Origin of the sequence: Streptomyces regalis, assembly GCF_001509475.1 — a bacterium.
GTDB classification, from domain to species: domain Bacteria; phylum Actinomycetota; class Actinomycetes; order Streptomycetales; family Streptomycetaceae; genus Streptomyces; species Streptomyces regalis.
In genome coordinates this window covers 45,448-71,467 of the sequence record NZ_LLZG01000399.1, presented here as the reverse complement: position 1 = coordinate 71,467, position 26,020 = coordinate 45,448, and the positions used below count along the sequence as shown (strand labels likewise).

The 26,020-nt window shown below is 70.8% G+C and carries 29 protein-coding genes; 15 read left to right on the top strand and 14 right to left on the bottom strand.

Translation table 11 applies throughout. From position 1 onward, the window contains the following. Positions 1-19 precede the first annotated feature (19 nt). The 7 genes from ADL12_RS42910 to ADL12_RS42880 all read right to left on the bottom strand — a co-directional run bounded on the left by ADL12_RS42910 (position 20) and on the right by ADL12_RS42880 (position 10,937). Positions 20-676 (bottom strand): potassium channel family protein, encoded by a 657-nt coding sequence (locus tag ADL12_RS42910; protein ID WP_062713671.1) that lies wholly within the window; start codon positions 674-676, stop codon positions 20-22. Continuing rightward, a complete protein-coding gene (locus ADL12_RS42905) occupies positions 673-1,332 on the bottom strand; it encodes a potassium channel family protein (RefSeq protein ID WP_062713669.1) in 660 nt (219 codons plus the stop codon). The genes ADL12_RS42910 and ADL12_RS42905 overlap by 4 nt, the downstream gene beginning before the upstream one ends. After that, positions 1,329-4,151 carry a cation-translocating P-type ATPase gene (locus tag ADL12_RS42900; RefSeq protein WP_079052595.1) on the bottom strand — a complete coding sequence of 941 codons (2,823 nt, stop codon included), beginning with the start codon at positions 4,149-4,151 and terminating at the stop codon, positions 1,329-1,331. The genes ADL12_RS42905 and ADL12_RS42900 overlap by 4 nt, the downstream gene beginning before the upstream one ends. Positions 4,152-4,367: 216 nt before the next feature. After that, the gene (locus ADL12_RS42895; RefSeq protein ID WP_062713788.1) at positions 4,368-5,240 is read right to left on the bottom strand and encodes a universal stress protein; all 873 of its coding nucleotides are present in this window, start codon (positions 5,238-5,240) and stop codon (positions 4,368-4,370) included. 279 nt (positions 5,241-5,519) lie between these two features. Further along, positions 5,520-7,139 carry a multicopper oxidase family protein gene (locus ADL12_RS42890; RefSeq protein WP_062713667.1) on the bottom strand — a complete coding sequence of 540 codons (1,620 nt, stop codon included), beginning with the start codon at positions 7,137-7,139 and terminating at the stop codon, positions 5,520-5,522. A 661-nt stretch (positions 7,140-7,800) separates the two neighbouring features. Then, a complete protein-coding gene (locus ADL12_RS42885; RefSeq protein WP_062713665.1) occupies positions 7,801-8,133 on the bottom strand; it encodes a metal-sensitive transcriptional regulator in 333 nt (110 codons plus the stop codon). After that, entirely contained in the window at positions 8,130-10,937 is a 2,808-nt protein-coding gene (locus tag ADL12_RS42880; protein ID WP_062713663.1) for a heavy metal translocating P-type ATPase, read from the bottom strand. Before ADL12_RS42880 ends, ADL12_RS42885 begins: the two co-directional genes overlap by 4 nt. Before the next feature lie 205 nt (positions 10,938-11,142). On the opposite strand from ADL12_RS42880, the gene ADL12_RS42875 reads away from it, so the two are divergent. The 13 genes from ADL12_RS42875 to ADL12_RS42820 all read left to right on the top strand — a co-directional run bounded on the left by ADL12_RS42875 (position 11,143) and on the right by ADL12_RS42820 (position 19,326). Then, positions 11,143-11,406 carry an SHOCT domain-containing protein gene (locus ADL12_RS42875; RefSeq protein ID WP_208614737.1) on the top strand — a complete coding sequence of 88 codons (264 nt, stop codon included), beginning with the start codon at positions 11,143-11,145 and terminating at the stop codon, positions 11,404-11,406. Between the two features lie 53 nt (positions 11,407-11,459). Further along, positions 11,460-11,711, top strand: coding sequence for a DUF2933 domain-containing protein (locus ADL12_RS42870; RefSeq protein ID WP_062713661.1), 252 nt, complete (start codon positions 11,460-11,462; stop codon positions 11,709-11,711). 29 nt (positions 11,712-11,740) lie between these two features. Then, a complete protein-coding gene (locus ADL12_RS42865) occupies positions 11,741-12,022 on the top strand; it encodes a hypothetical protein (protein ID WP_062713659.1) in 282 nt (93 codons plus the stop codon). Further along, positions 12,015-12,746, top strand: a complete 732-nt coding sequence (locus tag ADL12_RS42860) for a methyltransferase family protein (protein WP_079052586.1) — start codon at positions 12,015-12,017, stop codon at positions 12,744-12,746. Before ADL12_RS42865 ends, ADL12_RS42860 begins: the two co-directional genes overlap by 8 nt. Positions 12,747-12,876: 130 nt before the next feature. Further along, positions 12,877-13,194: a hypothetical protein gene (locus tag ADL12_RS51955; RefSeq protein WP_079052585.1), complete on the top strand. Its 318-nt coding sequence runs from the start codon at positions 12,877-12,879 to the stop codon at positions 13,192-13,194. A gap of 190 nt (positions 13,195-13,384) precedes the next feature. Next, entirely contained in the window at positions 13,385-14,161 is a 777-nt protein-coding gene (locus tag ADL12_RS42855; RefSeq protein WP_062713657.1) for a PspA/IM30 family protein, read from the top strand. Continuing rightward, positions 14,158-14,436 carry a PspA-associated protein PspAA gene (gene pspAA, locus ADL12_RS42850; RefSeq protein ID WP_062713655.1) on the top strand — a complete coding sequence of 93 codons (279 nt, stop codon included), beginning with the start codon at positions 14,158-14,160 and terminating at the stop codon, positions 14,434-14,436. The genes ADL12_RS42855 and pspAA overlap by 4 nt, the downstream gene beginning before the upstream one ends. A gap of 5 nt (positions 14,437-14,441) precedes the next feature. After that, on the top strand, positions 14,442-15,356 hold the full coding sequence (gene htpX / locus ADL12_RS42845) for a zinc metalloprotease HtpX (protein ID WP_062713783.1): 915 nt from the start codon (positions 14,442-14,444) through the stop codon (positions 15,354-15,356). Positions 15,357-15,373: 17 nt separating this feature from the next. Further along, complete coding sequence (gene pspAB, locus ADL12_RS42840) at positions 15,374-15,952, top strand: PspA-associated protein PspAB (protein WP_062713653.1); 579 nt, start codon at positions 15,374-15,376, stop codon at positions 15,950-15,952. A 37-nt stretch (positions 15,953-15,989) separates the two neighbouring features. Then, entirely contained in the window at positions 15,990-16,667 is a 678-nt protein-coding gene (locus ADL12_RS42835; RefSeq protein ID WP_062713651.1) for an ATP-binding cassette domain-containing protein, read from the top strand. Then, entirely contained in the window at positions 16,664-18,160 is a 1,497-nt protein-coding gene (locus ADL12_RS42830; protein ID WP_062713649.1) for an ABC transporter permease, read from the top strand. Before ADL12_RS42835 ends, ADL12_RS42830 begins: the two co-directional genes overlap by 4 nt. 164 nt (positions 18,161-18,324) lie before the next feature. Next, a complete protein-coding gene (locus ADL12_RS51950; RefSeq protein ID WP_208614736.1) occupies positions 18,325-18,726 on the top strand; it encodes a cupredoxin domain-containing protein in 402 nt (133 codons plus the stop codon). A gap of 168 nt (positions 18,727-18,894) precedes the next feature. Continuing rightward, positions 18,895-19,326, top strand: coding sequence for a hypothetical protein (locus tag ADL12_RS42820; RefSeq protein ID WP_062713648.1), 432 nt, complete (start codon positions 18,895-18,897; stop codon positions 19,324-19,326). 822 nt (positions 19,327-20,148) lie between these two features. Here the strand turns inward: ADL12_RS42820 and ADL12_RS51940 are convergent. The 4 genes from ADL12_RS51940 to ADL12_RS58865 form a co-directional block, all read right to left on the bottom strand. Continuing rightward, positions 20,149-21,312, bottom strand: a complete 1,164-nt coding sequence (locus ADL12_RS51940; protein WP_341846407.1) for a F510_1955 family glycosylhydrolase — start codon at positions 21,310-21,312, stop codon at positions 20,149-20,151. A 102-nt stretch (positions 21,313-21,414) separates the two neighbouring features. Continuing rightward, positions 21,415-22,047 (bottom strand): DUF305 domain-containing protein, encoded by a 633-nt coding sequence (locus ADL12_RS42810; protein WP_062713644.1) that lies wholly within the window; start codon positions 22,045-22,047, stop codon positions 21,415-21,417. A 118-nt stretch (positions 22,048-22,165) separates the two neighbouring features. Further along, a complete protein-coding gene (locus ADL12_RS42805) occupies positions 22,166-22,573 on the bottom strand; it encodes a DUF6153 family protein (protein ID WP_208614735.1) in 408 nt (135 codons plus the stop codon). A gap of 264 nt (positions 22,574-22,837) precedes the next feature. Beyond that, positions 22,838-22,948 carry a DUF1918 domain-containing protein gene (locus ADL12_RS58865; RefSeq protein ID WP_079052593.1) on the bottom strand — a complete coding sequence of 37 codons (111 nt, stop codon included), beginning with the start codon at positions 22,946-22,948 and terminating at the stop codon, positions 22,838-22,840. A 220-nt stretch (positions 22,949-23,168) separates the two neighbouring features. Between ADL12_RS58865 and ADL12_RS42800 the strand changes: the two genes are divergently transcribed. Beyond that, positions 23,169-23,843, top strand: a complete 675-nt coding sequence (locus ADL12_RS42800; protein WP_062713642.1) for a CBS domain-containing protein — start codon at positions 23,169-23,171, stop codon at positions 23,841-23,843. 29 nt (positions 23,844-23,872) lie between these two features. Here the strand turns inward: ADL12_RS42800 and ADL12_RS53525 are convergent, their stop codons facing one another. Further along, the gene (locus ADL12_RS53525) at positions 23,873-24,157 is read right to left on the bottom strand and encodes a hypothetical protein (RefSeq protein WP_107120173.1); all 285 of its coding nucleotides are present in this window, start codon (positions 24,155-24,157) and stop codon (positions 23,873-23,875) included. Next, positions 24,154-24,756 carry a hypothetical protein gene (locus ADL12_RS42795; protein ID WP_341846406.1) on the bottom strand — a complete coding sequence of 201 codons (603 nt, stop codon included), beginning with the start codon at positions 24,754-24,756 and terminating at the stop codon, positions 24,154-24,156. The genes ADL12_RS53525 and ADL12_RS42795 overlap by 4 nt, the downstream gene beginning before the upstream one ends. A gap of 191 nt (positions 24,757-24,947) precedes the next feature. On the opposite strand from ADL12_RS42795, the gene ADL12_RS42790 reads away from it, so the two are divergent. Further along, positions 24,948-25,451, top strand: a complete 504-nt coding sequence (locus ADL12_RS42790; RefSeq protein WP_062713640.1) for a DoxX family protein — start codon at positions 24,948-24,950, stop codon at positions 25,449-25,451. Between the two features lie 12 nt (positions 25,452-25,463). Here the strand turns inward: ADL12_RS42790 and ADL12_RS42785 are convergent, their stop codons facing one another. Beyond that, positions 25,464-25,769, bottom strand: coding sequence for an Rv3488 family transcriptional regulator (locus tag ADL12_RS42785; protein WP_062713638.1), 306 nt, complete (start codon positions 25,767-25,769; stop codon positions 25,464-25,466). Positions 25,770-26,020 lie beyond the last annotated feature (251 nt).

Genomic DNA, 26,020 nt, shown 5'->3' with positions numbered 1-26,020 from the left:
CGCATCCGGGGAGGGCGGTTCACTGGAACGCCGCATGGATCTCCTGCTCGGTCGCGGTGTGCGAGACGAGGAGGAGTTCGTCGCCGGCCCGGAGCGGGATCGCCGGATCCGGCACGGTCGGTTGCCCGTCGCGGACGATGGTGGCGACGACCGTTCCTTCGGGCAGTCGGATGTCGCCCAAAGCTCGGCCCACTGCCCTGGACTGCGGTGTGATGGCCGTTTCGATGACGTCGACGCCGGCCTTGCTGAGCCGCAGCAGCGCGACCGTGTCGGTGGCCCCGGTGGCCTCCTCGATGAGGGAGATCAGCGGTGTGGCGGCGGGGACGGCGACGTCCACACCCCACCGCCCGTCGAACAGCCAGGCGTTGTCGGCGTCGTTGACCCGGGCGGCCACGCGGGGCACCGAGAACTGCCGTTTGGCAAGCAGGCTGATGACGAGGTTGTCCTCGTCGTCCCCGGTGGTGGCGATGACGAGGTCGGCGGTCAGCGCACCGGCGTGTTCCAGGAGGGCCGGTTCGCAGGCGTCCCCGGCGACCAGCTGCACCGGGATGCGGCCCTCAAGTTCGGCCAGGCGGTCGTCGTCGATGTCGATGAGTGTGACCTCGTTGCGGGCGGCGGAGAGCACCTGGGCGATCTGGGTGCCGAGCCGTCCCGCGCCGGCGATGAGCACGTTCATGTCCCCAGCTCCTTGTCGAGAAAGCCGCGCAGCCTGCCGAGCGCGGTGGCGGCGACGGCGAAGGTGACCAGGTCGCCGGCCTGGGCGGGCGTGCTGTGCGCGGGGATCAGGGAGCGGCCGGCGCGGGTGACCTCGACGACGCGGATCTCGCCGTCGACGTCGAACTCGGTCAGCCGCCGCCCGATGAGGTAGTCGGGCACTTCGGAGCGGATGAGCAGGGTCTCTCCGTTGCCGAAGCTGAGTTCGGGGGTCAGGTGGCGGTGCAGCAGCATCTGGTGGATCTGGTGCACGGTCCAGCGGACGCTGGCGATGGTGGGGATGCCGAGCTCGCGGTAGATGTCGGCGCGCCGGGGATCGTAGATGCGGGCGAGGACGATCGGGACCCGGTAGGTCTCCCTCGCCGTGCGCGCGCTGACGATGTTGCTGTTGTCGCCGGAGGTGACGGCGACGAACGCGTCCGCGTGTTCGATCCCGGCGGTCTGGAGCGCGGCCCGGCTGTAGCCGTTGCCCTCGTGGAAGCGGATGCGGGGGCTGTCGGGCAGCAGTCGGGCGGCCTTGGGACTCCGGTCCACCACCTGCACGTCGTGCCCTTCCGTAGCGAGCAGACCGGCGAGGGTGGATCCCACCCGTCCGCAGCCGACGACGATCACCTTCACCGTGGGGCTCCTTTCCGGCGGTCGGCGCTGCGGCGCAGCCACGCCTTGCGGGCCTCGTCCGCGAGCAGGGGCAGGGTGCCGAGCCCGGCCAGGACCGCCCAGTCGGTGGCGTCGAGCGGGGCGGTGTTGAAGACGGCCTGCAGCGGCGGCAGGTAGCTGATCGCGGCCATGAGGGTGACTCCGAAGCCGCCGGCCGCCAGCAGGGCCGGATTGGAAAGCAGTCCCACCCTCAGGATGCTCTGGCGGTCGGTGCGCACCGCGAGGGAGACGAAGAACTGGCTGAGCACGATCCCGCCCTGGGCCAGCGTGACGGCCTCCCGGTAGACGGGATTGTCCTCGGTGAAGTCGTCGAACGGGATGCCGGAGGAATGAATGTGCCAGAAGAACACGGCGCACACGCCGAGCGCCTGGATGCCGCCCAGGAACAGGATGCGTCCCACCACCGCGGGGGAGAACAGCCGTTCACGCCTGGAGCGCGGCGGGCGGTCCATCACGTCCGGCTCAGGCCGTTCCGCGCCCAGCGCCAGGGCGGGCATGACGTCCGAGCCCAGGTCGATCGCCAGGATCTGCACGGCGCTGATGGGCACCAGGGGGAATCCGGCGAACGTCGCTGCCAGGATCGGGCCGAGTTCGCCGATGTTGCTGCTGAAGACGTAGACGAGGAACTTGCGGATGTTCTGGTAGACGGACCTGCCGAGCCGCACCGCCGCCGCGATGGAGGCGAACGAGTCGTCCAGCAGCACCATCGAGGCTGCCTCCCGTGCGACATCGGTCCCGGACGCCCCCATCGCGACCCCGATGTCGGCGTGTTTGAGCGCCGGCGCGTCGTTCGCCCCGTCGCCGGTGACCGCCACCACCTCGCCGCGCCGCTGGAAGGCGGTGACCACACGCATCTTGTGCTCCGGACTGACCCGGCACAGCAGCAACTCCGACGGCTCGGCGATCAGCGCGTCGAGCGCCTCGTCGTCCATCGCGTCGAGCCTGGCGCCCGTCACCACCACCGGATCCGGCCGCCGTACGATCCCGACCCGCCGGGCCACGGCCTCCCCGGTCAGCGGGTGGTCGCCGGTGACCATCACGATCCGGATCCCGGCTCGCCGGCAGGCGGCGACCGCGTCGGTGACCTCCGGACGCGGCGGGTCCAGCATGCCGACCAGGCCCAGCAGCGTGAGTGCGGACTCGGCCTCATCCTGCGCGGGGCGGGCCCCGTCCAGCTCCCGCCGCGCGACGGCCAGCACCCGCAGCCCCTGCGAGGCCAGGGCGTCACCCGCCGCGACGACCGCCGCCCGGTCCTGATCGGTCAGCGGCCCGCGCCGCCCCGCCCACTCCACGTCGGTGCACCGCGCCAGCAGTTCCCCGGGCGCCCCCTTCACGCACGCCTGATATCCCGCGCCGCCCTTGTGCACCGTGGTCATCAGCTTGCGGACCGAGTCGAAGGGGAACTCCGTCACCCGCGGCGCCGCCGCCTCCTCCGCGTCCACGTCGAGACCGGCCTTCGCGGCGACGACGAGCAGGGCCCCCTCGGTGGTGTCACCGAGCACCCGCCAGTGCTCCCGGGGGCCCGAGGGTGGAACCAGCCGTGCGTTGCAGCACAGGCCCGCCACCCGCAGCAGCTCGCGCACCGGCGCCGCATCGGCGACCTCACCGCTCGGGGCGTACCCCACACCGGTCACCGGGTGCGTGACACCGCCCGCCCACACGCTGGTGACCGTCATCTCCGCCTGCGTCAGCGTTCCGGTCTTGTCGGTGCACACCACCGTGGTCGACCCGAGGGCCTCCACCGCCAGCAGCTGCTTGATCAGCGCGTGGCGGCGCGCCATCCGCCGTACCCCGATCGCCAGGGACACCGAGAGCGTCGCGGGCAGCCCCTCCGGCACCAGCGCCACCATCACCCCCAGCGCGAACACGAACAGCGTCACCAGGGACTCCCCCGTGGGCAGCCGCACGGCGAACATCAGGGCGCCGATCGCCAGGGCCGCCCCCGCCACCCGCCGCGCCATCGAGGCCACCTGGTGCTGGAGCGGGGTCTTCTGCCTCGGGGCGGCCGCGGCCAGCCGGTAGATCCGCCCGAACTCGGTGGTCACGCCGGCGGCGAACACCACCGCCCGCCCGGACCCCGCGACGACGTCCGTCCCCATGAACACGCAGTTACGGGCCTCCAGCGCCGGCCCGGCCGCCACCGGATCGGCCGTACGGCCCACGGCATTGCTCTCCCCGGTCAACGGCGCGTTGTTCACGGCGAGTTCGTGGGCCTCGATCACCCGGCCGTCCGCCGACACCGCGTCCCCGGCCTCCAGCACCATCACGTCGCCCGGCACCAGCTCCCGGGCCGGCAGCTCCAGCCGTTCGCCGCCGCGCAGCACCCTGCAGGTGTGGGGCACCATCGCCGCCAGCGCCTGGGCCGTCCGCTCGGCCGAGTACTCCTGGGTGAAGCCGATGGCGGCGTTCAGCACCACGACGCCGAGGATCGCCACCGCAAGCTGGAAGGTCCCGATGTCACGCGGCTCTTCCAGCCAGTAGGCGAGGAAGGTGATTCCCGCCGCGACGATCAGCACGACCGCGAAGAGGTCCGTGAACTGCGCCCCCAGCTGCCGCCACACGGCGCGCCGCCCCGCACGGGGCAGTTCGTTGGCCCCGTACCGCTCCAGCCGGGCCCGTGCCTGCGCCGCCGACAGGCCGCGCCGCGACGTGTCCAGCGCGGTGAAGACCTCACCGGCGGGAAGTTCCCGCACCGGCGGACGCGGACCGGAAGCGGACGTGACACCGGCGGCCTCGTCCTTCTCTCCGCCCGGCATCAGCGGTTCCGTACCGGTGCGCATCATCCGATCCCGTACGGTGACGCGGTCCCCGTCACCGGTGCGATCGGCCGGACTGCGCGGAGCGCGTTGGGTGAGGCTGCCATGACGGACTCCAGGGGACTCGGCGGGCGTCTCGCCAGTTCGCCGCCCATGACCGGCGGCGTTCCCTCATCGTGTGACGGGCCCGACGACACCACCAGGGCCATCCGGGACAGAAGCCCCGGGCCGTTCGCCGCCTCACACTGGGACCGTGATGACGGGACAGCGGGCGTGGCGCAGCACCCCCTGGCTCACCGAGCCCAGCAGCATGCCCGTGAATCCCCCGTGCCCCCGGGTTCCCACGACCAGGCCCAGGGCGTGTTCCGAGGCTTCCGTCAGGACCTGCACCGGGTGGCCGCGGACGACTTCGTGGTGCAGTTCCACGTCCGGGTGCGTCGCGGTGCGGCCCGCGACCGTCTCCGACAGCACACGGCGGCACTCCCGCACCGCGGCGTCCTCGTCCAGCACACCGAGCAGCGGCGGATGCCACACGTACAGGGCCCGCAGCCGCGCCCCACGCAGGGCCGCCTCCTCGAACGCCACATCCACCGCCGCAGCCGAATGCGGACTGCCGTCGACGCCGACCACGAAGTACGCGGGCTCCTGGGTGACGTGCTCAGACTCCGGTACAACCGCCACCGGGCAGGAAGCATGGGCGCTGAGCGGGAGCGCCACGGAGGCGGAGGTGAACAGTTCGCGGCGTCTGCTCAGGTGCCACGAGCCGACCACGACCAGAGAGGCGCTGCGCGCCTCCTCGCGCAGGACCCACGCCGGTTCTCCCTCCGCCAGCAGCGTCGACACCTCCACCGTCGGCTGCCGGGACTCGACGTACGCAACGGCCTTCTTGAGCACCTGGTCACCCGCGCCATGCAGCGCCCGGTTCCACTCCTCCCAGGACGGCCGTGCCTCTCCCGAGCGGTATCCGCCGGTCGGCACGCCCTGGGCGTGGACGAGCCGCAGCGGCAGGCCACGCCGATCTGCTTCGTCGGCGGCCCAGGCGAGCGCCAGCCGCTTCGAAGGATCAGGGTCGACGCCCACCACGATCGGCCGACGCCCGTCCGCACCAGTCATGGCCGCCTCCAGAAGGGTCTTGAGTGCCGCCCCTTCACCGTCACCGTCCTCCAGCCTGCCCCCTGCCATCGAGCGCCGCCACACCAAGAGACCATGACGGGACGGGGTGAGGTGATCACCAGTGGACGGCGAAGCGAAGGTGCCGTGGCGGCACGCCTCCTCGCGGCCGGTCAGAGCAGCTCTCCGAATCCGCCGCGCGTCAACTCCTCGGCGCCGTCGAGGAACGGCTCGGCAGCCCGGCCCGCCCGCGTCTGGCTGGGCACCTGCAGGGCTTGACGATCAGCTCTGGTAGGCCACCAGCGCCATCATTCCGGCTTCGCCGTGGTAGGCGTTGTGGCAGTGCAGCATCCACTGCCCGGGGTTGTCCGCGTCGAAGAACACCGACAGCGTCCTTTTCGGCAGGACGATCGCGGTGTCCTTGCGCGGGCCGCCCGTGCCGATCTGGTAGGTGTGGCCGTGCAGGTGCATCGGGTGCCACATGGTGGTGGTGTTGACGAAGTCCAGCCGTACCCGTTGGCCTTCCTCGACTGTGATCGGGTTCGCGGTCGGGTGGTTCATGTCGAACCGCTTGCCGTTGATGGCCCAGTTGTACGTCATCATGCCGCCGGTCAGCTCGATGCGGTGGACCCGGTCCGCCTTCTTGGACGTCAGCCGGACGTCGTCCGCCGCGCGCAGCTGCAACGCGGCCATGATCATCCCGTCCAGTTCCTTCGGGCGAACGTCCGGCTTCGGCGCGCTTCCTGATCCAGTGCGGACCAAGGCCAGGCCGGTGGCGTTTTTGCCCTCCGCCAGTGCGACAAGAGGAAAGACTCCGTCGTCCAGGGTGACGAGGGCGTCGTAGCGTTCGCCCATGCCGATCAGCACGGCGTCGACCTGCTGATGTTGGACGGGGAAGCCGTCGGTGTGGGTGAGGGTGAGCTTGTGGCCGCCGAGGGAGACGCGGTACGCGGTGTCGCCGCCGGCGTTGATCAGTCGCAGCCGGATCCGCTTGCCGGGCTTGGTGCGGAAGACCTCGGGGTCGGCCGGAACGCGGCCGTTGATCAGGTGGTGGGGGTACTTCACGTCGCCAGCGTCGCCGCCGAGCAGCGGGCTCCGGGCCCCCATCAGCATGAACTTCGTCGACATGCCTGCGCCGGAGGACGGGGACGGTGAGCTGCTCGTCGCGCCTGTGCCGCTGTCCATGTCCATCCCGGCCATGTGTCCCATGTCGTGGCCGGAGGGGCTGGACGAGCTGCCGGAAGCCTCGCCCATGTGCATCCCGCCCATGCCCTGCTTCAACTCGGCGAAGACGTCGTCCGGGGTGCCGGTGACGCCGTCGAGCCAGTCGTCGAGGACGACCACCCACTCCTCGTCGTACGACAGTGGCTCCTTGGGGTCCTCCACGATCAACGGCGCGTACAGGCCGCGGTCGAGCTGGACGCCGACGTGCGGGTGGAAGAAGTAGGTACCGGGAGCGTCCGCGGTGAACCGGTAGGTGAAGTTGCGGCCGGCGCGGACGGCGGTCTGGGTGGCCGGCGGTGCCCCGTCCATGTCGTTACGCAGGGCGACGCCGTGCCAGTGGATGGAGGTGGTGGTCTGGTTCGGCAGCTGGTTGGACAGCGTGGCGGCGAGTGTGTCTCCGGCCGAGACGCGCAGTTCCTTGCCCGGGGTCTGGCCGCTGAAGGCCCAGGTGCTGGCCTTGAGTCCGGCGCCCAGGTCGACCTTGGCCTGTGCTGCGGTCAGGGTCAGTTCGTGTGTCCTGCCGCTCTTCGTGCGCTTCTTGTCGGCGGCGGCGACGGCCGGTTCGGAGGGGCTGATCAGGGCAGGCGTGCTGCCGGAGCCGCTGCAGGCGGCGAGCGCGCCCGTGCCCGCGACGCTGAGCCCGGTCAGCAGGACGGAGCGGCGGTTCATGCTGTTCACAGGGGTGTCCTCTTCTCGATGTCGCTTCTGTTCGGTCGCGTGCGGTCTCGGCTGAACGCACGCGTGAACGTGCGCAGCCGAGGGCGCGGCCTACAGCAGCAATCGAGAGAGAACCGAAAGATCGGGTGGTGCCCGTCCCGTCGTTCCCGGGACGTCGCGGCCAGCGGCTGCTCCGGAAAGGAGGGCCGGAGCGCAGTTGATGGAGGGGTGGTGAGGAGGCACGAGCTTCACGCTGTCGACACCGGCGGCGGAGCAGTGCTGCATCACCGTGCCAGAGCACGCCCCATGATCGTCGGTCGTGGTCGTGGTCGTGGCGCCCGGCGACGTGGTGTGCCCGTCCGTGTGCACGGAATGGGTCATTGCGGCCGCGTGGTGCATACCCGCGAGGATGCTCGTTTCCGAGGCCGCCGTGGGTGGCACAGACGCGATGGCCACAGCCGTCTCGTGGTGAACGAGAACAGCGAGCGCTGCCATCAGCGCGATGACGGCAGCGCGCGTCCACCGGAGTGCGGCGCTGCTGGCGCCGCCTCGCCGGTGGTCGGCTCTCGTCATGGTCTCCGTCCGTGCTGGAGCTGAAAAACGGCTCATCGTCGTCAATATACCCCATGGGGGTAATTCAGCGCCTCGAGCGACGAGGGCGTGGACCCCACCCCAGGAGGGGCTACAGACGCACTGCGCGGCGCAAGGTGTCACTCAGTTCCGCGAACTTCTCCTCGGCTTGGGCCGGATCGGCGCGGGCGGCGTCGGTGACGCAGCCGCGCAAGTGGTCGTCGAGGAGACTGAGGGCGACTTCTTGGAGGGCTCGGCTGGCTGCTGTGATCTGGGTGAGGACGTCGATGCAGTAGCGGTCGCCGGTGACCATGCGGGAGATGCCGCGTATCTGGCCCTCGATCTTGCTCAGGCGGGCCAGGTGGTCGGCCTTGTGATCGGCGTAACCGGGTGCCTGGGTGTGCTGTTCGTGGGCGTGGCGAGAGGCGGCTGGAGCGGTGGTCATCGAGGTTCGCCTCCCTCGTGCGGGCTGCCGGTCGTGGGGGCGGTGTAGCGGTCCTGGTCGGCGTCGAAGGTGGCGGCGCAGTGGGCGGAGCAGAAGTAGTACGTGCCGTGCTCGGTCTGCCGGTGCTCGGCAGCGGTGGTCCTGTCTACCTGCATGCCGCACACCGGGTCCGCGACCACAGTGCCTCCGCCTTGGGAAGCGGGGTGGCGGTGCCCATGCCCCGCCGTGGCGGCCGTGGTGTCGGACTGGGCCCGGTCGGTGGCGGACTCGACACGGGGCTGAACGCGGGCGGACTGGGCGTCGGGCAGTGGCTGGGTGTGCCAGCGGCGTAGCCGGGAGGCGTTGGTGACGACCGACAGAGAGCTGAGCGCCATGGCGGCGGCAGCGATGATCGGGCTGAGGCGCAGGCCCCACAGGGGGTAGAGGGCGCCCGCGGCGAGGGGGACTCCGACGGCGTTGTAGACCAGGGCGAAGAACAGGTTCTGCCGGATGTTGCGCATGGTGGCGCGCGACAGGCGGATCGCGGTGACGACTCCGCTCAGCGAGCCGGAGATCAGGGTGATGTCGGCGGCCTCGATGGCCACGTCGGTGCCGGTTCCGATGGCCAGGCCGACGTCGGCGGCGGCCAGGGCGGGGGCGTCGTTGATGCCGTCGCCAACCATGCCGACGGTCCGCCCCTCGCGCTGCAGACGGCGGATCTCGTCGGCCTTGTGCTCGGGCAGAACCTCGGCCAGCACCCGGTCCACGCCCACCTGGGCGGCGATCGCCGCGGCGGTGCGGGCGTTGTCGCCGGTGATGATGATGACCTCGATGCCGAGATGCTTGAGGGCGGCGATGGCGGAGACGGAGTCGTCCTTGACGGTGTCGGCGACCGCCAGCACACCGGCGGGACGTCCGTCGACGGCCGCGAGCACGGGGGTCTTGCCCTCGGCCGACAGATTGGCCGCGAGCGGGGCCAATGCGGTGGTGTCGATGCCTACGTCACCCAGCAGCCGGGCGGTGCCGACCAGGACGGCACGCCTGTCGACGGTGGCCTGGACGCCCTTGCCGGTGACCGAGTCGAACCCGGTCGCCACGGGCAGGTGCAGACCGCGGTCGCGGACGCCGGTGACGATGGCCTGGGCGAGTGGGTGTTCACTGTCGGTCTCGGCCGCGGCGACCAGCCGCAGCAGTTCCGTCTCGTCGAAGCCGTCGGCTGTGTGGACGTCGGTCAGGACGGGCTTGCCCGCGGTGACGGTGCCGGTCTTGTCCAGGACCACGGTGTCCAGCTTGTGGGCGGTTTCCAGGGCTTCCGCGGAGCGGATCAGGATGCCGGCCTGGGCGCCTTTGCCCGTGCCGACCATCACCGACAGCGGCGTGGCGAGTCCGAGCGCGCACGGGCAGGCGATGATCAGTACTGCGACCGCGGAGACCAGTGCCAGGGTCAGTGCGGGTGACGGGCCGATGGTGAACCAGACGGCGAAGGTGCCGATCGCGATGGCGATGACCGCGGGCACGAAGTACGCCGATACGGCGTCGGCGAGCCGCTGGATGGGGGCCTTGGACGCCTGGGCCTGCTGCACGAGCCGGATGATCTGGGCCAGCATGGTGTCCGCGCCGACCTTGGCCGCCCGGACCCTCAGGGACCCGGTGCCGTTGACCGTGGCGCCGATGACCGTGTCCCCGGCATGCTTGGTCACGGGCATCGGCTCGCCGGTGACCATCGACTCGTCCACCGCGGAGGAACCCGAGAGAACCTCGGAGTCGACGGGGATCTTCTCTCCCGGCCGGATGACGATCTCGTCCCCGACCACGACGTCCTCGACGGGAATCTCGGACTCGGTGCCATCCCATACGACACGGGCGGTGCGGGCCTGCAGTCCCAGCAGGGCACGGATGGCTTCGCCGGTGCCGGCCTTCGCGCGAGCCTCCAGGAGCCGTCCGAGAAGGATCAGGGTCAGGATCACGCCGACAGCCTCGTAGTAGACCTCCCGCAGGTCCTCCGGCAGCAGGCCGGGGGCGAGGGTGACCAGCAGGCTGTAGCCGTAGGCGGCACTGGTGCCGAGAGTGATCAGGGAGTTCATGTCGGCGGCGCGGTGGCGCAGGGTCAGCCAGCCCGTCACGTGGATCGGCCACCCGGTGTAGAGCATCACCGGCGTGATCAGGGCCAGCTGCAGCCAGTGGTTCAGCATCCAGCCGGGCACCCAGTCCGCGCCGAAGAGTTCGTGTGCCATCACGGCGAACAGCACCGGAGCGGTGAGCACCGCGCCCGTCAGCACCCTGCGCGTGAGGTCCTTGATCTCCGACCGCCGCTCGGCGGCGTCCGCGGCCTCAGCTTCGGCCGCCGTCCGTTCCTCACCAGGAGGCGGACCGCCGGTCGGAGCAGCAGCAGACGGAGGGGAGATGGTCGTGGTGCCGTCGCCGTCCGTGCCGGGTGGTGCGGAGCCTTCCGCAGGTTCGACCAGCAGCGTGCCGTGGATCATGTTCATGCCGCAGGCGAAGCCGAAGGAACCTGGCCGGTCCGGGCTCAGCCGCACGGTCGTGCGGGTGTGGGCGGGCAGTCCCGCGCCGACTTTGAGATCGGGGAAGACCACGCGGGATGTGCACTCGCCGGCCTCCTGCCGGTCGAAGACCAGCTCCACCGGGGCGCCCTGGCGGACCTTGATCACATCGGGGCTGTAGCCGCCCCGTACCGTCACCTCCACCCGCTGTACGCCGCCTTCCAGCCGGGCGGCACCGGCCCGGCGCGGCCCGAAGAAGTACCGGCCCAGAACAGCGACCAGCACGGCCGAGGCCAGAACCACAACGATGTCGACGGCACCCATGAGCTTGCTCGCCTCCCACTTCGGTCCGTCTCCAGCCTGCGCTCGGGTACCCCTGCCAGGTAGGGGCTGAACGGCCCACTGGTCCTGGACCATCCGGCCCCAGACCGTCACACCGGGCAGAGGGACGATGCAGGTGAAGGCAGGAAAGTCCCTGGGGACCCCGTCCGGCTCCCGGTCGCCGACAAGCCGAAGCAGGTGAGTGGCGATGATGTTCTGGTACGACCACGACGTCAGTGGATGGGGCTGGTTCGCGATGTCGGCCGGCATGATCCTTTTCTGGGCGCTGATCATCACAGTCGTCGTGCTGCTCGTCCGCGCCCTCAGCAGCCCCCGCGAACACACCCATACCCCCGCCGCGCCCACGCCCGAGGACATCCTTCGTGAGCGGCTGGCCCGCGGCGAGATCGACGAGGAGGAGTACCGGCGCAGCCTGACCGCGCTGCACGCCGGCCCTCTCACCAAAACCTGAGAAGACGGCCGCCCCGGTTGCGGCCCACAGCCCTCCGTCGAAGGAGGCCAGTCATGAACCAGCGCAACTACGGCATGTACGCCCTCGCCGCCGCGATCGTCGTGGTCGGCGCCCTGATCGTCGGCGCGTCCCTGGAAAGCCTCGTCTGGCTCGCCCTCGTCGCCGCCTGCCCGCTGATGATGTTCTTCATGATGCGCAGCATGCACGGCCAGGACATGCGCGGCGGACGCGATCAACACCGCGACGACCAGGATGAAGACCCGCTGCACAAGCACGACCACCACACCGGGCCCGGGCGGGCCTGACCGCCCGCGCCTGGCAGGGGGTGAGCACCATGGCCACTGTGATCGCCTCGCTGGCCGGGGTGCTGATCCTGGCGGGCACCGTCTACGACATCGCCCGCCTGATCACCCCCGACGAGCCTCGACGCCCACCGCTGGCCCGCCTGCGCGGACGGCGTGCCGCGCTGGCCGAAGCGGAACGGTGGCTGGTGGGCCTGCGCCTGCACGACCGCATCGACACGGCCACCTACCAGCGACGCATGAGCGCCCTCGCTCACGGACAGCGCCGCAGCACCACCGGACCGACCAACACGGTGGGAGGACATCATGGCTGACGCGGCATACGGCCTGTGGCCCTTGGTGGTGCTCAACACCCTGCTCTTCGTGGTGTTCGCCGCCAGCTTCTTCCACCCCAAGACCAAGCGGGACTGGCGGGCGATGGGCGCCTACAGCGCGTTCCTCGTCGCGCTCTTCACCGAGATGTACGGCACCCCGCTGACCATCTACCTGTTGGGCAGCTGGCTCGGCAACCAGTTCCCGCTGCTGGAGGACACCCACGCCGGCGGGCACCTGTGGAACGACCTGACCAACTGGCAGGGCGACCCGCATCTGAGCCCCTTCCACCTGGCCAGCTATGCCGCGCTCGGCACCGGGTTCTGGCTGATCGCCGCCGCCTGGAAGCGCCTGCACGAAGCCGCCCAGCACGACGAACTCGCCACCACCGGCCCGTACGCGTGGGTGCGCCACCCGCAGTACGACGGCTTCCTGCTCATCATGATCGGCTTCCTGCTGCAGTGGCCGACCATCCCCACCCTGATCATGTTCCCGGTCCTGGGGTACGTGTACGTACGCCTGGCCCGCAGCGAGGAACGCGAGGTCGCCAAGGAATTCGGCGAGCAGTGGGACGCCTACGCCGCCCGCACCCCGGCGTTCTTGCCCCGCCACCGCCCTGTCCGCAGCACCACGCCCCCGCCAGGCCCTCACGCCGGATCCGGGCATCAGCCGCAGCCGCCGCGCACTGCCGTATCCCACCACTCCCACACCGGGAGGAGCCGATGACCGGGATTTCCGTGGCCCTGCATCCCGCGATCGCCGACAGCGCCCTCGCCGGAATTGCGCTGTTGCTCACTGTGCTCGACCGGGCAGAGCGTCACCGCCGACAACCACGACCCGGCCGGAGGTGACCGAAATGGACGCCGCCGGCCTGCTGACTTGGCTTCTCCTTGCGCTCCAGATCCTGGCCACTGCCGTCAGTGGGGTGCTCCTGGCCTGGCGCGGCAAGCGTGACGCCCCGCGCCTGGACCGCAGCATCCGCCGCACCACCCCCGCCCTCCTGATCGCCGGGGCACTGCCCCTTCCCGCCCTGCTCGCCACCGACGCACCGGCCGGTGCCTGGGGCCTTTGGGGTGTCGGCTACATCGCCGCAGCCCTCGTCTACGCCTTTGCTGACACTCTCCGTGACATCCGGGCGGTTCAGGGCGCGGCTGGGGCCGGGAGGACGCCGTGACCGGCCTGAGGCACGTACCGGCCCAGAACGGGTGGAGCTGCCAGGCCGGTAGTGCGCCCGGACAATGGAAGAACCATGGTCGGGGCTGTGACCTGCGGCGGCGGACGCTGTCGCGCACGTGCCCGCTAACGGCCCGGCCGGTCTCTTCCGCATCACCCGGCATCCAAGAGGCGAGAGGAAGGCGGTCGTCATGACCAGCATCACTCACCGTATCGCCGCACTGTTCCGGATCAAGGCCAACAAGGCACTGGACCGGGCCGAGGACCCGCGCGAAGTCCTGGACTACTCCTACGAGCAGCAGCTTCAGATGCTGCAGAAGGTACGACGTGGCGTGGCCGATGTGGCGACCAGCCGCAAGCGCGTCGAGCTGCAAGTGAACCAGTTGCAGCAGTCCGCGGGCAAGCTGCAGGACCAGGCGCAGCAGGCGCTCGCGGCCGGTCGTGAGGACCTGGCCCGTGAGGCGCTCACCCGCCGCACGGCCGTGGCCTCGCAGATCACCGATCTGCAGGAGCAGCAGGCGTCGTTGCAGGCGCAGGAGGAGAAGCTGACCCTGGCCGCACAGCGCCTGCAGGCGAAGGTTGACTCGTTCCGTACCCGCAAGGAGACGATCAAGGCCACCTACACCGCGGCGGAGGCCCAGACCCGCATCACCGAGGCCGTCACCGGCATCGGCGAAGAGCTGGGCGATGTCGGCCTGGCCATGCAGCGCGCCCAGGACAAGACCGAGCAGATGCAGGCCCGCGCCGGTGCGCTGGACGAGCTGATCGCCTCCGGAGCGCTGGAGGACGCCACGCTGCCGGCCGGGCGTGACGACATCCAGGCCGAGCTTGAGCGCGTCAGCGCCGGTCAGGACGTGGAGATCGAACTGGCCCGCATGAAGGCACAGCTCCCGGCCGCCTCCGCCCCCGAGGCGTTGGAGGGCCCTGAAACCCCGAAGAAGCCGCCGGACCAGGAGGCGACATCATGATCATGCGGATTCTCGGCGAGGGCCAGTACGAGGTCACCGAAGAGCACATGAATCTGCTCAACGAACTGGATGCCGCCCTGCAGTCGGCCGCCGACGCGGGCGACGAGGCGGCGTTCACCACCGCACTCTCGGCCCTGCTGGACGCGGTACGCAGCCTGGGCACGCCGCTGCCGGACGAGCAGATCACGCCGTCCGATCTGGTGCTGCCCGATGCGGACACCAGCCTCACCCAAGTGCGGGAGATGCTCTCCGACGAGGGCCTGATCCCGGGGTGATGGCGATGCGCAGCCGCTTTGAGCCCGACCGGCAGCTGACCGCCCGCATGGCGGTCACCATGTTCCTGCTCGGGCTGATGTACGTGGCGTTCATTGCCGCGCTGATCGTGCTGCTCAAGTCCGTCGTCCTGGTGGTCGTCATAGCCGCCGGGCTGCTGCTGGCGCAGTTCTGGTACTCCGACCGGATCGCCCTGTACGCCATGCGCGGCCGCCTCGTCACACCGGAGGAGGAGCCCCGGCTGCATGGCGTGATCGACCGGCTGTGCGCCGCCGCAGACATGCCCAAACCCCGGGTGGCCATCTCCGACTTGGACCTGCCGAACGCGTTCGCCACCGGCCGCAACGCCGACCACGCCGTCGTCTGCATCACCACCGGACTGCAGCGCCGCCTGACGACCGAGGAGCTCGAAGGCGTCCTCGCCCACGAGCTCTCCCATGTCGCGCACCGCGACGTCGCGGTGATCACCATCGCCTCGTTCCTGGGCGTGATCGCCGGCCTCATCGTCCGCTTCGCCTTCTACTCCCAGCTGTTCGGCGGACGCAACCGCGACCAGAACACCGCCGTCGCGCTTGCTCTGGTGATGGCGGTCTCCGCCCTCGTCTACGCGCTCAGTTTCCTGCTCATCCGGGCGCTCTCGCGTTACCGCGAACTGGCCGCCGACCGCGCCGGAGCCATGCTGACCGCGAAGCCCTCCGCTCTGGCCGCGGCCCTCACCAAGGTCAGCGGGGACATCGCCCGTATCCCCACCCAGGACCTGCGCACCGCCCAGGCGTTCAACGCCTTCTTCTTCACCCCCGCCCTCGGCCCCGGAACGGCGGTGGCCAACCTGTTCTCCACCCACCCCAGTCTGGAACGCCGCCTCGAAGCCCTCGCGGAGATCTCCGCCGAGCTGGGCGAACCGGGCAGCCGGACGCCATGAGAAGGAGCTGAGACCCCGTGGGTTTCCTGGATTCCCTGCTTGGCCGGTCCAAGCCGGTCAAGCCCGACCTGGACCAGCTCTTCGGCCTCCCCTCGGCAGCGATCACGCTCCAGGCGGCCATCGGCTTCACCCCGACCGGTGCGGGCGCGGTGTGCTTCGCCTCCATCGAGGGCGGGGCATTCGCCCAAGTCCAACAGGAGGTAGGGGCCTTGCTGGACGCGGACTCCGAACGGGCGGGTATGCCCGTGGAGTTCAGCCGCGACGACTACGGGTACTCATGGCTGCTCTCGCGCCGCGATCCCGACAGCCTGCCCGCCCTGGTGAACGATCTGCACGCAGTGAACACCGCCCTGCAGGACAGCGGCTTCGGACCACAACTCCTGTGCTCCCTGGTCTCCTTCCGCGACGCCGAGCTGCGCCCCCTGGCACTGGTCTATCTCTACAAGCGCGGCACCTTCTACCCCTTCTCTCCGCTGCCCCGCCAGAAACGCGACAACCCGCTGGAACTCCAGGTCAAGGCAGTGGTCAAGGACGACCTGCGTATCGAGCAGGACCTGAGCCGCTGGTTCCCGCTGTGGGGCGCCCCCGGCCTGTGACGGGTCTGGGATGTCATCCGGTCCGGGGAGGTGGCACATGGCAGCAGTCGGCGCCCGTCATGACGACACGCCACCTGGCGACCGGGCGGTGCTGGCGGCGGCCGGGATAGAGAAGACCTACCGGCGCGGTGTGTGGCCCGCCCGGCGGTGGGTGCGGGTGCTGCAAGGTGTCGACCTGGCACTCGCCCCTGGCGAGGTGGTCGGCCTGGTCGGGGAGAACGGGTCGGGTAAAAGTACGCTGATGAAGGTCCTGGTCGGGGCCCTGTCCGCTGACGCCGGCACGGTGACCCGCCGCGGGCGGCTGGGCTACTGCCCGCAGGAGCCAGTTGTCTACGAACGCCTCACCTGCGACGAACACTTCGAACTCTTCGGCCACGCCTACGGCTTGACCGACCAGGCCGAGCGCCGCGCTCGCCGGGAGCTTTATGAGGCGCTGGGGTTCGAGCGGTATGCGGCCACGCGCACCGACCGTCTCTCCGGCGGCACCCTCTCCAAGCTGAACCTGGGACTGGCGCTGCTGGCCGACCCCGAGGTGCTGCTGCTGGACGAGCCCTACGCCGGCTTCGACTTCGACACCTACCTGAGGTTCTGGGAGCTGGTCGGCGAACGCCGCCAGGCAGGACGCTCGGTGCTGATCATCAGTCACTTCGTGACCGACGAAGAACGCTTCGACCGCATCATCGAGCTGCGGGACGGACGGGCGGTGCCCCGATGACGACGGCGCTGTTCGAACGGCGCTTCCTGGCCGAGGCCGCCCGCACCCCGGTGAACCTGCTGGTGCTCATCCTGGTGCCGGTGGTGTTCGTCGTAGTGGCCGCCCGCCCCCTGGCGGACGCGGCCGAACTGCTCGGCGGCCCCGGCGGGCCGGCCGCGCAGACCGCCACGGCCGGATGGGCCGCGGGGTTCATCGCCGCGATCGCCATGTACTTCCAGATGCGCGCCGCCCGCGCCGCCGACCGCCGCCTGGTCCTGGCCGGGCTCGCCCCCTCACGGCTGGTAGCGGCCCGCATGGCCACCGGCCTGGCCCTGGCGCTGATCGCCACAGCTGCGTCCCTGCTGGCCCTGACGGCGCGAACCGGTATCGGTGACGATCCGGGGCGGGTGCTGGCCGGAACGCTGATGTACGCGGTGATCTACCTCGCGATCGGGGCACTGATCGGCACCCTGGTCACCAGCCCGGTCAACGGCACCGTGCTGGTGCTGTTCGTGTGGATCCTGGACGTGTTCTTCGGACCCGTGCTCGGCGCGGCCGACAGGCCGGTGACCCGGGTGCTGCCGACGCATTTCGTCACCCTGTGGATGGTGGACCTGCCCTCACAGCACAGCGGACGCATCGGCGATCTCGGCTGGGCCCTTACCTGGGCGGCAACAGCCATGGCGATCAGCTGGACGGTGATCACCGCCGCCGGCCGCACCGCCCGGCCCCGCCACCGCACCCGGCCCGGATCAGCGGCCGGCCAACTGTCCGCCGGCGTGCGCATGGGACTGCGGGAAGCGACCCGCAACCGGGTGCTTGGGGCGCTGCTCATCGCCGTACCCGTCGTCTTCGTCCTCCTCGCGGTGGCCACCACCCCCAGCGAGTCCACCACCCTGACCGTGCGCGAAGGTGGCCGCACCCTCTCCCAGGAGGCGTGGCTGCCCGACATCCACGGCGGCACGATGGCCCCGATCGCCACCGCGTCCCTGACGACACTGGCCGGGCTGTTCACCGTCCTGGACGCCCGCTCCGGCGACCGGCGCCTGACCCTCGCGGGCTTTCGCCCCCTGACACTGCTCGCCTCCCGCCTGGCCGTCATCGCCCTCGGCGCGCTGTTGGCGACCGCCGCGTCCCTCGCCGTCACCGCCACCGTCTTCGACGCCCGCCAATGGGACCTGTACATCGCCGCCAGCGTCCTGATCGCGCTCACCTACGCCCTGATCGGCGTCCTGCTCGGCCCGCTGTTCGGCCGGGTCGGCGGCGTGCTCATCGCCTTCCTGCTGCCCTTCATCGACCTCGGCATCGAACAAAGCCCGATGCTCCGCTCCGCCCCGCCCGGCTGGGCCCACGCCCTGCCCGGCTACGGCGCCGGCCGCGTCCTGATCGACGCCGCTCTCACCCCCGCCTTCGACGAAACCGGCCCCTTGCTGATCGCCCTCGCCTGGCTGGCCGCCCTCATCACCGCAGCGGCCGTCATGTTCCGCCGCACCGCCACCGCACCCCACCACTGAGACCTCGCACCAACGGGCGGCTCGTGTCGTCCTTCAGACGAACCAGCGAGGCGTTTGGCGGAATCGCCCTGGCGGGCGCTCCCGGGTCCGGCGAACCTGAGCACGCCGGTCGGCTTCCGGCCGCGCCCTGCCCACAGCAGCCTCGTCCGAAAGGCCGCCCCCGTATGTCACTCACCTTTCCGCACCGGGGCCGCACCGCACTCGCCATGGGAAGCGCCTGCGCCCTGCTCACCCTGGTCGGCTGCTCGAACGGCGACAGCACCAGCCCCGCCACCACCAACGCCTCACCCACCGCGACCACTGCCGGCCCGGGCGGGACAAGGATTGTGATCGAGAACTTCACCTTCAGCCCGGCGAACCTGCAGGTACGCCCCGGAACGAAGGTCACCGTCGTGAACCAGGACTCGGACGCGCACACAGTGACCGCCACCGAGGACAAGGTCTTCGACACCGGCAACATCACGGGCGGAGCGACCACCACGTTCACCGCGCCGTCTACGCCGGGCAGCTACTCCTATCTCTGCACCCTCCACCCGAACATGAAAGGCACCCTCACCGTGACCTGACACCAAGCGGGGTCCCTCCCGGTGACTGTGTGCGCGGGGCCACTCGGCACGAGGGCTGGGGTGCACTTGTTTGGATCTGCGGGCCGACCCCGACGGGCCATGGGTACGCTGATGCCGCCAGCACGAGGACGAGCACTCCGCCCAGGGGCGCGGACGAGGAGCGGCGACGTGACGAGGACAGCCGGAGCGACCAGGGGTCTCCTGGCACGCCTGCTGCTGCTCGGCCTGCTCCTCATCGGCCTCGGCGTCGTCCATACGCTCGCCCATGCCGACGCCCATGACGGCGTCACCGGACCAACGACCGCCCACTACTTCGACCTGGCGGCGGCGGACCAGGAACCGTCCAACGGGCATCACGGACGCGAGACGGACACATTCGGCGAAGCCCTGCACCCCACCACCGCCCTTGCGACCGCGGACTTGGACTCCCTGCCCGAGGCCGACTGCTGGGCCTCCGCACCCACCGGGCCGTGGTCAGTCCCCCCGGCGCAGCTCGCATCCGGGACCACGACCGAGCCGCACGGGGCGCAGCTCGCCGACGGGCTTCTCAGCTGCCGCGCACACATCTCACCCCACGCGCTGGGAGTCCTGCGGATCTAGAGAGGAGACCCGCGTCGACGGCACCACCATGCCTCTGCGCGGCTCACAGTTCCGGTCCGCCGCTCCGGTGAGGGGCTGCTCGACCGCTCTCTCCGTCCGTGTTCTCCGGGCCGCCGTCCAGCGCCCTGATGCACCGTACTTCCGTGCAGCGCATCAGGTCACACGGCCGACCCGTGCCGAAAGGTGTCACTGTTCCCGTGTCCCAGCACCACGTCGCCGAAGCCCGCTCCATGCCGGCACCGCCGTACGCTTCCCGCCCGACTCACCCTGTCCACCCGCCGCACCCTTCCCGCCCGGCAGATCAGGACAGCCCGCACCTGTTCGATCGGGGCGGCACCGTGCCCGCGCCGCGCCGCGCGGAACCGGCGCTGTACGAGAGCCGGACTGGCGGGCGGCGCGGGCGTCGCCGGGCCCCCAAACGCACCCCGCTGCTCGGTGACTACCTGGGCTATGCCGCGACCTTCGTCGGAGCCGGGCTGATCAGCGGCGCCATCGTGCACCACCCCCTCGATCCCGCCCGCTACAGCCTCATCGCCGTCATAGGCGCCGCCGTCTTCCTCTGCGCCACGATCCTCAACGAGTTCGTCCTCACCCGCAGCCGCCCCAGCGCAGCGAAGGTCTGCGGCGTGGTCGCGGCCTCCCTCGCGCTGTCCTTCGGCATCGGCATGCTCAGCGGCGGTCTGCAGCACTTCGAGGACTTCCCCGAACGCGCGGCCATGCTCATCCCCTTCGGCCTCGCGCTCTCCTTCGTCTCGTACGTGCTGCGCCACCGCCCCGACCGGTGGCGCAGCATCCTCGGCCCGGCCGGGATCCTGGTGGCGGTCACGGCGGCCGTCGCCTTCGTCGGGTTGAAGGGCATCGCCCAGGAGATGGCCGCTCAACCGGGCGGCGACGGCCACGGCCACAGCCACGGGGAAGAGCCCGCCACCGAAGCCGAGCCAGAGACGACCGGAACAGACGGCCACCAGCACGAACCCGGCTCCTCGGAGAGCCCGGCCCACGGGACCGCCCCGAGTGCGAAGCCGACGACCGCCTCATCCCCGGCGGCCGACGCCCACGGCGACTCGGGCCACAGCCACTGACCGACCGTGCGCTCAGTGCCCCCCCGGCGGAGGACGCGGGCAGCCGCCGGGTGAAGGTCCCGCCGCCGTCGCGGGATTCGTACACGCCGTCCTGTGTGGCCACGAGGACGCGCTTGGCGTCGACGGCGGTCAGGGCCTGGGGCTGCCCGCCCGGAACGGTCCCGGTCTCCTTCCAGCTGGTGCCGCCATCAGTGCTGCGGTGCAGGCCACCGGCGAGGTCGACGCCGTACAGGGCGTCGGCCGCGGGCCAGGACAGGAAGGCGAGAACCTGCCCGGCCCCCGCGCGGAACTTCCGGCCGCCGTCGGAGCTCGCGGCGACGCCGTCCTCCGTGGTGGCCAGCACAACGTCCCGGTCCTTCGGGCTGACGGCGATGTCCAGGGCGGCGAGCTCGGCGCGGTCGTCCCAGGATGTCCGGTCGGCGCTGACACGCAGCAGGCCACGGGTGCTGTCGTAGCCGTAGACGGTGTGGTGCGCGTACTCCAGGGAGTGAAAGTCGGTGGTGCCGCCCAGGGACAGGGTCTTCCAGGTCCTGCCGGAGTCGATGGACTGGATCAGGCCGCGGTTGCCGTGGCCACCGCTGCCCTCGGCCGGGTGGCCGCTGCCGAGGAAGGACTTCGGGCCGACAACGGTGAAGCCCATGTAGTCGGCCTTGTCACCGACCCGCTGGGCCGTGCCGTCGTCGGCCACGGCGATCACGCCTTCGTGGGTGGCGACGTACAGGCGCCCGTCGGCCGGGTCGATGCCCAGACCGTGGACATGGCTGACGGTGAGGCCGTCGGAGCCTTCGCCCGACGCCGTGTCGGACGAGGTGTCGGTGTCGGAGGAGCACGCGGCCAGGACGACCACGAGAACGGCTGCGGTGACGGCGGTAGCAACGCGGGAACCGCGGGAACGAATCTTCATGCTGAGGATCTCTCGGTGAGTGGGGCTCAGGGACTGGCCCAGGACGTGCCCGCACGGGGGCCGGGCTGGGCGGAAGCAGACCCGGCCCCGATGCGGGGGTCGTCAGCTCTTGCCGAGGAGCTTGTTCATCTCCTCGATCTCGGCGTTCTGCGCGGTGATGATGTCGTCGGCCATCTTCTTGGCCGGCCCGTACTGGCCCTTGTCCTTCTCGGTGGTGGCCATCTCCACGGCGCCTTCGTGGTGCTCGACCATCATGGTCAGGAACATCGTGTCGAAGTCCGTGCCGGACGCCGCCATCAGCTCGTCCATGTCCTCGGTGTCCATCATCCCGGGCATGTCGGAGCTGCCGGAGTGACCGCCGTGGTCCATGCCCGGCATGGACGAGGGCACGTCCTCGCCCCACGCCTTCAGCCACCCGGACATCGTCTCGATCTCCGGGCCCTGGGCCTTCTCGATGCGCGCGGCCAGGTCCTTGACCTCGGCGGAGGACGCCTGACTGGCGGCCATCTTCGACATCTGGATGGCCTGCTGGTGGTGGGGGATCATGTCCTGCGCGAAGGAGACGTCCTGGTCGTTGTGGGCGCCGGCGGTGTCCTCGGTGCTCGCTGAGGCCGACGTCTGCGCACCGGAGCCGGTGTCGGAGCCGTCGCCGCCGCAAGCGGCGAGGACGAGGGCGGCGGCCGCGGCCGTGGCCCCGAGAGCGGCACGACGGATGAGGGAACGGGTGCTGGTCATGGTGGTACTCCTGCGGTCTGCGAAGGATGCTGCGCCGAGAGGCGCGGGACATGGCTGAATGCCGTACGGCCGCCCGCCACGGCACAGGTGGCGAGGACGGATACGGCTTGGCCTTGTCCTAGATCCGCAGGAGTTGCAGTTCGGCCAACGTGGGCGGCGCTCGGCCCCCGTCGGGCGTGGTGGCAAGGAACCCGTGGCCGCTGTCGGCGGGCGCAAGCGTGCCGACAGGGTCGGGCAACGGCGCAGGAAGGACCGGTCCCGTGCCGACGGCACCGGACGCGCACGTCGCATCGGCGTGCTCGGCATGGCCGTCACCGCTGTCACCGTGGCAGACGTACTCGTCGCTCCCCATCGCCATCCCGGCATGCGCAGGGGCGTGGGAGGAGTGGTGGGCGCCGACTGCCATGGCCCCGCCCGGGCTGAGGGCGTGCATGCCGAGAAGGCCGGCCAGCAGACCGAGCACCAGCAGCACCCGCCATCGCCCACGGGGCGATCGCGCGGAGTGGAGCTGTGCACGGGTGGTCACAACCCTCATGCTATGGGAACCGCTCGGCTCCGTCGGGAGCGATGTCGCTGGTGAGGCCGCTCTCGTCGAGGACGGCTCGGGTGGGGCGGAGGCCGAGGTCGGCATGCCTGCGTGCTTCCACGAAAGGACCAGCCTGCGGCCGGGCAACTGCGGGAATCGGGCTTCTCCGTGCCGGGCGTCTTGCGGGCGTGGAGGCGTGGTAGTCGCAGAAGGCGCACCCGTTGCACGAGCGTCACCCTCTTGCGTGTCCCACCAGCGCACGCCCTAGGGATGCGATCCGTCCTCGTGGTGCAGTCCGACCCTCTCGCCGTCGCGCCTGGTGACGCCGCCGGCCGGGCTTTCGACAACGAGGTGACGGCCCAGTCGGGCTCGCATGATCGCCACCTCTTCCTCAGACTGTTGCTGTACCCGACGAGCCATGGTCGGCGTGCAACCTCATCGGCTCGAGAACCCTGATCCGCAGGGCTGAACAGTCCGGTCTCCGGGCCCAGCAGCCCCGAACGGGGGCCCAAGTGGCTCTCCTGCGGACGACTGGCTCCCGACACGCTTGACACGTGGCCACCGCCGGTTGCCACCCTCGGAAGGGAGGAGCGACATGCAGCACCGCCCCGTCGCCGACCTGATGACTCGCGATGTCGTCCGGGCCCGGCGCGACACGCCGTTCAAGGAGATCGTCGAGCTGCTGGCGGAGAATGACGTAACCGCCGTGCCCGTAGTGGACGAACTGGACCACCCCCTGGGCGTGGTGTCTGAGGCCGACCTGCTGCGCAAGTGCTCCGCTCAGGCCGACCCGTCCGGCCTGACACCGGTTCCTCACCTGGAGGCATGGGAGCGGGCCAAGGCCGCCGGCGTCAGGGCCGAGGAGCTGATGTCCGCTCCCGCCGTGTGCGCGCGTCCGGAGTGGACCGTGGTCGAGGCGGCCCGCCTCATGGCGGCGCAGAACATCAAGCGGCTGCCGGTGGTGGACGAGGCGGACCGGCTCCAGGGCATCGTCAGCCGGGGTGACCTGCTGCGGATCTTCCTGCGCCGGGACGACGCCGTCCGCGATGAGATCACCCGGGACGTGCTGCAGCAGACGCTGGGCCTTCTTCCCTCAGAGGTGACCGTCGAGGTACGCGACGGGAAGGTCACCCTCGGGGGATCCGTCGAGGTGAAGAACCTGATCCCCATCATTGAACGACTGTGCCGCAGTGTGGACGGCGTGGTCTCGGTCTCCGAACACATCGCGTACCGGACCGACGACTCCCGGAGCTCTCCTACCGGCAGGTGAACCTCATGGAACCGGGGCGCCTTCGTCAGTCACATGGGCCATCCGGCGAGTAGCCGCTTCGGCGGCCGACGCCGGTCCCTACTCCCATGCCGCCCGCGAGAGGCATCACGCCCGCCCGTGGGTCGCCGCCTTGTACGACCAAGCCGCCACCCGCTGTCGGTGGTGATCACGAAGGAGGCGAGGATGCCGAGCGCGCCGGACACGATCAGCATCCAGGCGAAGGCACGACCGGCACCGGTCGCGCCCTCCGGTGTGATCTGCCGTCGTCGTCCGTCGTCCTCTGTGAGGTGGTGCACGGAGGTGGTGCTGGTCATCGCGGTTGGTTCGCCTCTCTGGTGATCGGGGTGGGCTGTGGGGCCACGGTGGTCGATGGGCGACTGCTGTCGCGGTGGCGGCGACCGGCGTCCCGCACCGGTCCGCCGGGTATCGCCTCGCGGGCCGCTCCCTCCGGCCACACCACCTCGACCGGGACCCCGCGGGCGCGGGCGTAGGCCACCAGGTGCGCGGTGGCGTCACGGCCGTTGGACGGCGAGCCGACCCACAGGGCGAACAGCTGCCGGCATTCCGCGATCATCCGCTCGTCCGCGCCGACGCACCCCTCCCGGTCTGCCGGGTCGTACGCCAGCAGGCGCACCTGCTGGCCGAGGGACACCAACTCGCCGACCGCCGCCCGATCCCGCTCCGGCAGCAACGCGGGCACCATCCCCTGCGTAGGAGTGACCACGGCCAGCTCCCGCCCCGCCGCCCGCACCGCCCTCCCGAACGCCACCGGCACGCCTGCCGCCGCGCGCACCCATCCCTGCGCCCGGCCGGTCAGGCGTCCCAGCACCGTCCGCAGCTCGGCCTCGACCAGATTCAGCCGCTCGGGAGTCAGGTCGGCGTGCTCCACCGCCGCGATCATCTCCCCACTCACCTCCCCGCCGTACGGCGCTCGCGTTCCGCCGGTCGTCCTCACACTGGACGGCCCCGCCCACCCCCGCACACACAGGCGTACCCGAGTGGGTCACCCGTGTGCAGGAACGGCGCGATGTCGCGCTCCCGCGGGCGAGGAAGACGGGTCACGATATCCAAACCCGATATCGCCGTCGTGGAGGTCTCCGCCCCATGCCCTCGTTGAGCACCTGGCAGGCCCGACTGATCCGGACCCGGGCGCCCGGTGCGGTCGTCCTCATCCGCCTGTACGTCGGGGCGGTCTTCCTCTCCGAGGGCATCCAGAAGTTCCTCCACCCGGACGACCTGGGAACCGGCCGGTTCGACGAGGCCGGCATCCCCGCACCCGGCTTCTTCGCCCCGCTGGACGGCGTCTTCGAGATCGTCTGCGGGGTGCTGCTGCTCGTCGGGCTGCTCACCCGCCTCGCTGCAGTCCCGATGATCGTCGACATGGTGGGCGCGCTGCTGATCACCAAGCTGCCGATCCTGTGGGGCGACGCTCCGCTGTTCGACGGCGACTCCGGCTGGTGGGCCTTCGCCCACGAGTCCCGAACCGACCTCGCCCAGCTGTGCGGCAGCCTCTTCCTGTTGACCGTCGGCGCGGGCGGCTACTCGCTCGACGCGCACGTCGTCCGCGCCGGCGCTCTGCCCGCCCAGCCCGAGGCCGTCCGCCGCTGACGGGACGCGGCACTACGGCGCGTCGTCGCCGAGCACCTCGCGGGCCAGCTCCCGCAGCGCCTCACGGTCCTCCGCCAGAGCTTCCTTCCCGGCTTCGGTGGCCCGGTAGACCCTGCGGGCACGTCCGTCGACCACCCGCTGCTCGGAGGTGAGCAGCCTGTCCGCCTCCAGCCGGTGCAGCGTGGGATACAGGGTGCCGGGGCTGATGTGGTAGCCGTGGCGGGCCAGTTCCTCGGTCATCCAGGCGCCGTGGATCTCGCCCTCGGCCGCGTGGTGCAGGATGTGCAGCCGCACCGCGCCCCGCTGGAACTCCCGCACCCGGTCACCTCCATGTCGCCGCGCCCGGCAGTGACGAATCCGATATCGGCCACCGATCTTACGCCAGGGTCCTGCGCTCACCCCCTACAGGCGGCCCTCGGCCTGGTCCACCGCCGACCACCGACTGCTGCCGCTGCCCCGCCCCGCTGACTCGACCACCTGACGGTAGGGAAGTCCGACCCCGCTCAGGGACCTTTGGGCCTCTGGCCCGGAACAGGGCCGGTGCAATGGTGGGGGTATGGGCGGTTTCG

Coding starts and splice junctions, on each gene's coding strand:
- ADL12_RS42910 (WP_062713671.1), bottom strand. CDS start 676: ATGAACGTGCTCATCGCCGGCGCGGGACGGCTCGGCACCCAGATCGCC.
- ADL12_RS42900 (WP_079052595.1), bottom strand. CDS start 4,151: ATGCGCACCGGTACGGAACCGCTGATGCCGGGCGGAGAGAAGGACGAG.
- ADL12_RS42895 (WP_062713788.1), bottom strand. CDS start 5,240: ATGACTGGTGCGGACGGGCGTCGGCCGATCGTGGTGGGCGTCGACCCT.
- ADL12_RS42885 (WP_062713665.1), bottom strand. CDS start 8,133: ATGACCACCGCTCCAGCCGCCTCTCGCCACGCCCACGAACAGCACACC.
- ADL12_RS42880 (WP_062713663.1), bottom strand. CDS start 10,937: ATGGGTGCCGTCGACATCGTTGTGGTTCTGGCCTCGGCCGTGCTGGTC.
- ADL12_RS42875 (WP_208614737.1), top strand. CDS start 11,143: ATGATGTTCTGGTACGACCACGACGTCAGTGGATGGGGCTGGTTCGCG.
- ADL12_RS42870 (WP_062713661.1), top strand. CDS start 11,460: ATGAACCAGCGCAACTACGGCATGTACGCCCTCGCCGCCGCGATCGTC.
- ADL12_RS42865 (WP_062713659.1), top strand. CDS start 11,741: ATGGCCACTGTGATCGCCTCGCTGGCCGGGGTGCTGATCCTGGCGGGC.
- ADL12_RS42860 (WP_079052586.1), top strand. CDS start 12,015: ATGGCTGACGCGGCATACGGCCTGTGGCCCTTGGTGGTGCTCAACACC.
- ADL12_RS51955 (WP_079052585.1), top strand. CDS start 12,877: ATGGACGCCGCCGGCCTGCTGACTTGGCTTCTCCTTGCGCTCCAGATC.
- ADL12_RS42855 (WP_062713657.1), top strand. CDS start 13,385: ATGACCAGCATCACTCACCGTATCGCCGCACTGTTCCGGATCAAGGCC.
- pspAA (WP_062713655.1), top strand. CDS start 14,158: ATGATCATGCGGATTCTCGGCGAGGGCCAGTACGAGGTCACCGAAGAG.
- htpX (WP_062713783.1), top strand. CDS start 14,442: ATGCGCAGCCGCTTTGAGCCCGACCGGCAGCTGACCGCCCGCATGGCG.
- ADL12_RS42835 (WP_062713651.1), top strand. CDS start 15,990: ATGGCAGCAGTCGGCGCCCGTCATGACGACACGCCACCTGGCGACCGG.
- ADL12_RS42830 (WP_062713649.1), top strand. CDS start 16,664: ATGACGACGGCGCTGTTCGAACGGCGCTTCCTGGCCGAGGCCGCCCGC.
- ADL12_RS51950 (WP_208614736.1), top strand. CDS start 18,325: ATGTCACTCACCTTTCCGCACCGGGGCCGCACCGCACTCGCCATGGGA.
- ADL12_RS51940 (WP_341846407.1), bottom strand. CDS start 21,312: ATGAAGATTCGTTCCCGCGGTTCCCGCGTTGCTACCGCCGTCACCGCA.
- ADL12_RS42810 (WP_062713644.1), bottom strand. CDS start 22,047: ATGACCAGCACCCGTTCCCTCATCCGTCGTGCCGCTCTCGGGGCCACG.
- ADL12_RS58865 (WP_079052593.1), bottom strand. CDS start 22,948: ATGCGAGCCCGACTGGGCCGTCACCTCGTTGTCGAAAGCCCGGCCGGC.
- ADL12_RS42800 (WP_062713642.1), top strand. CDS start 23,169: ATGCAGCACCGCCCCGTCGCCGACCTGATGACTCGCGATGTCGTCCGG.
- ADL12_RS53525 (WP_107120173.1), bottom strand. CDS start 24,157: ATGACCAGCACCACCTCCGTGCACCACCTCACAGAGGACGACGGACGA.
- ADL12_RS42790 (WP_062713640.1), top strand. CDS start 24,948: ATGCCCTCGTTGAGCACCTGGCAGGCCCGACTGATCCGGACCCGGGCG.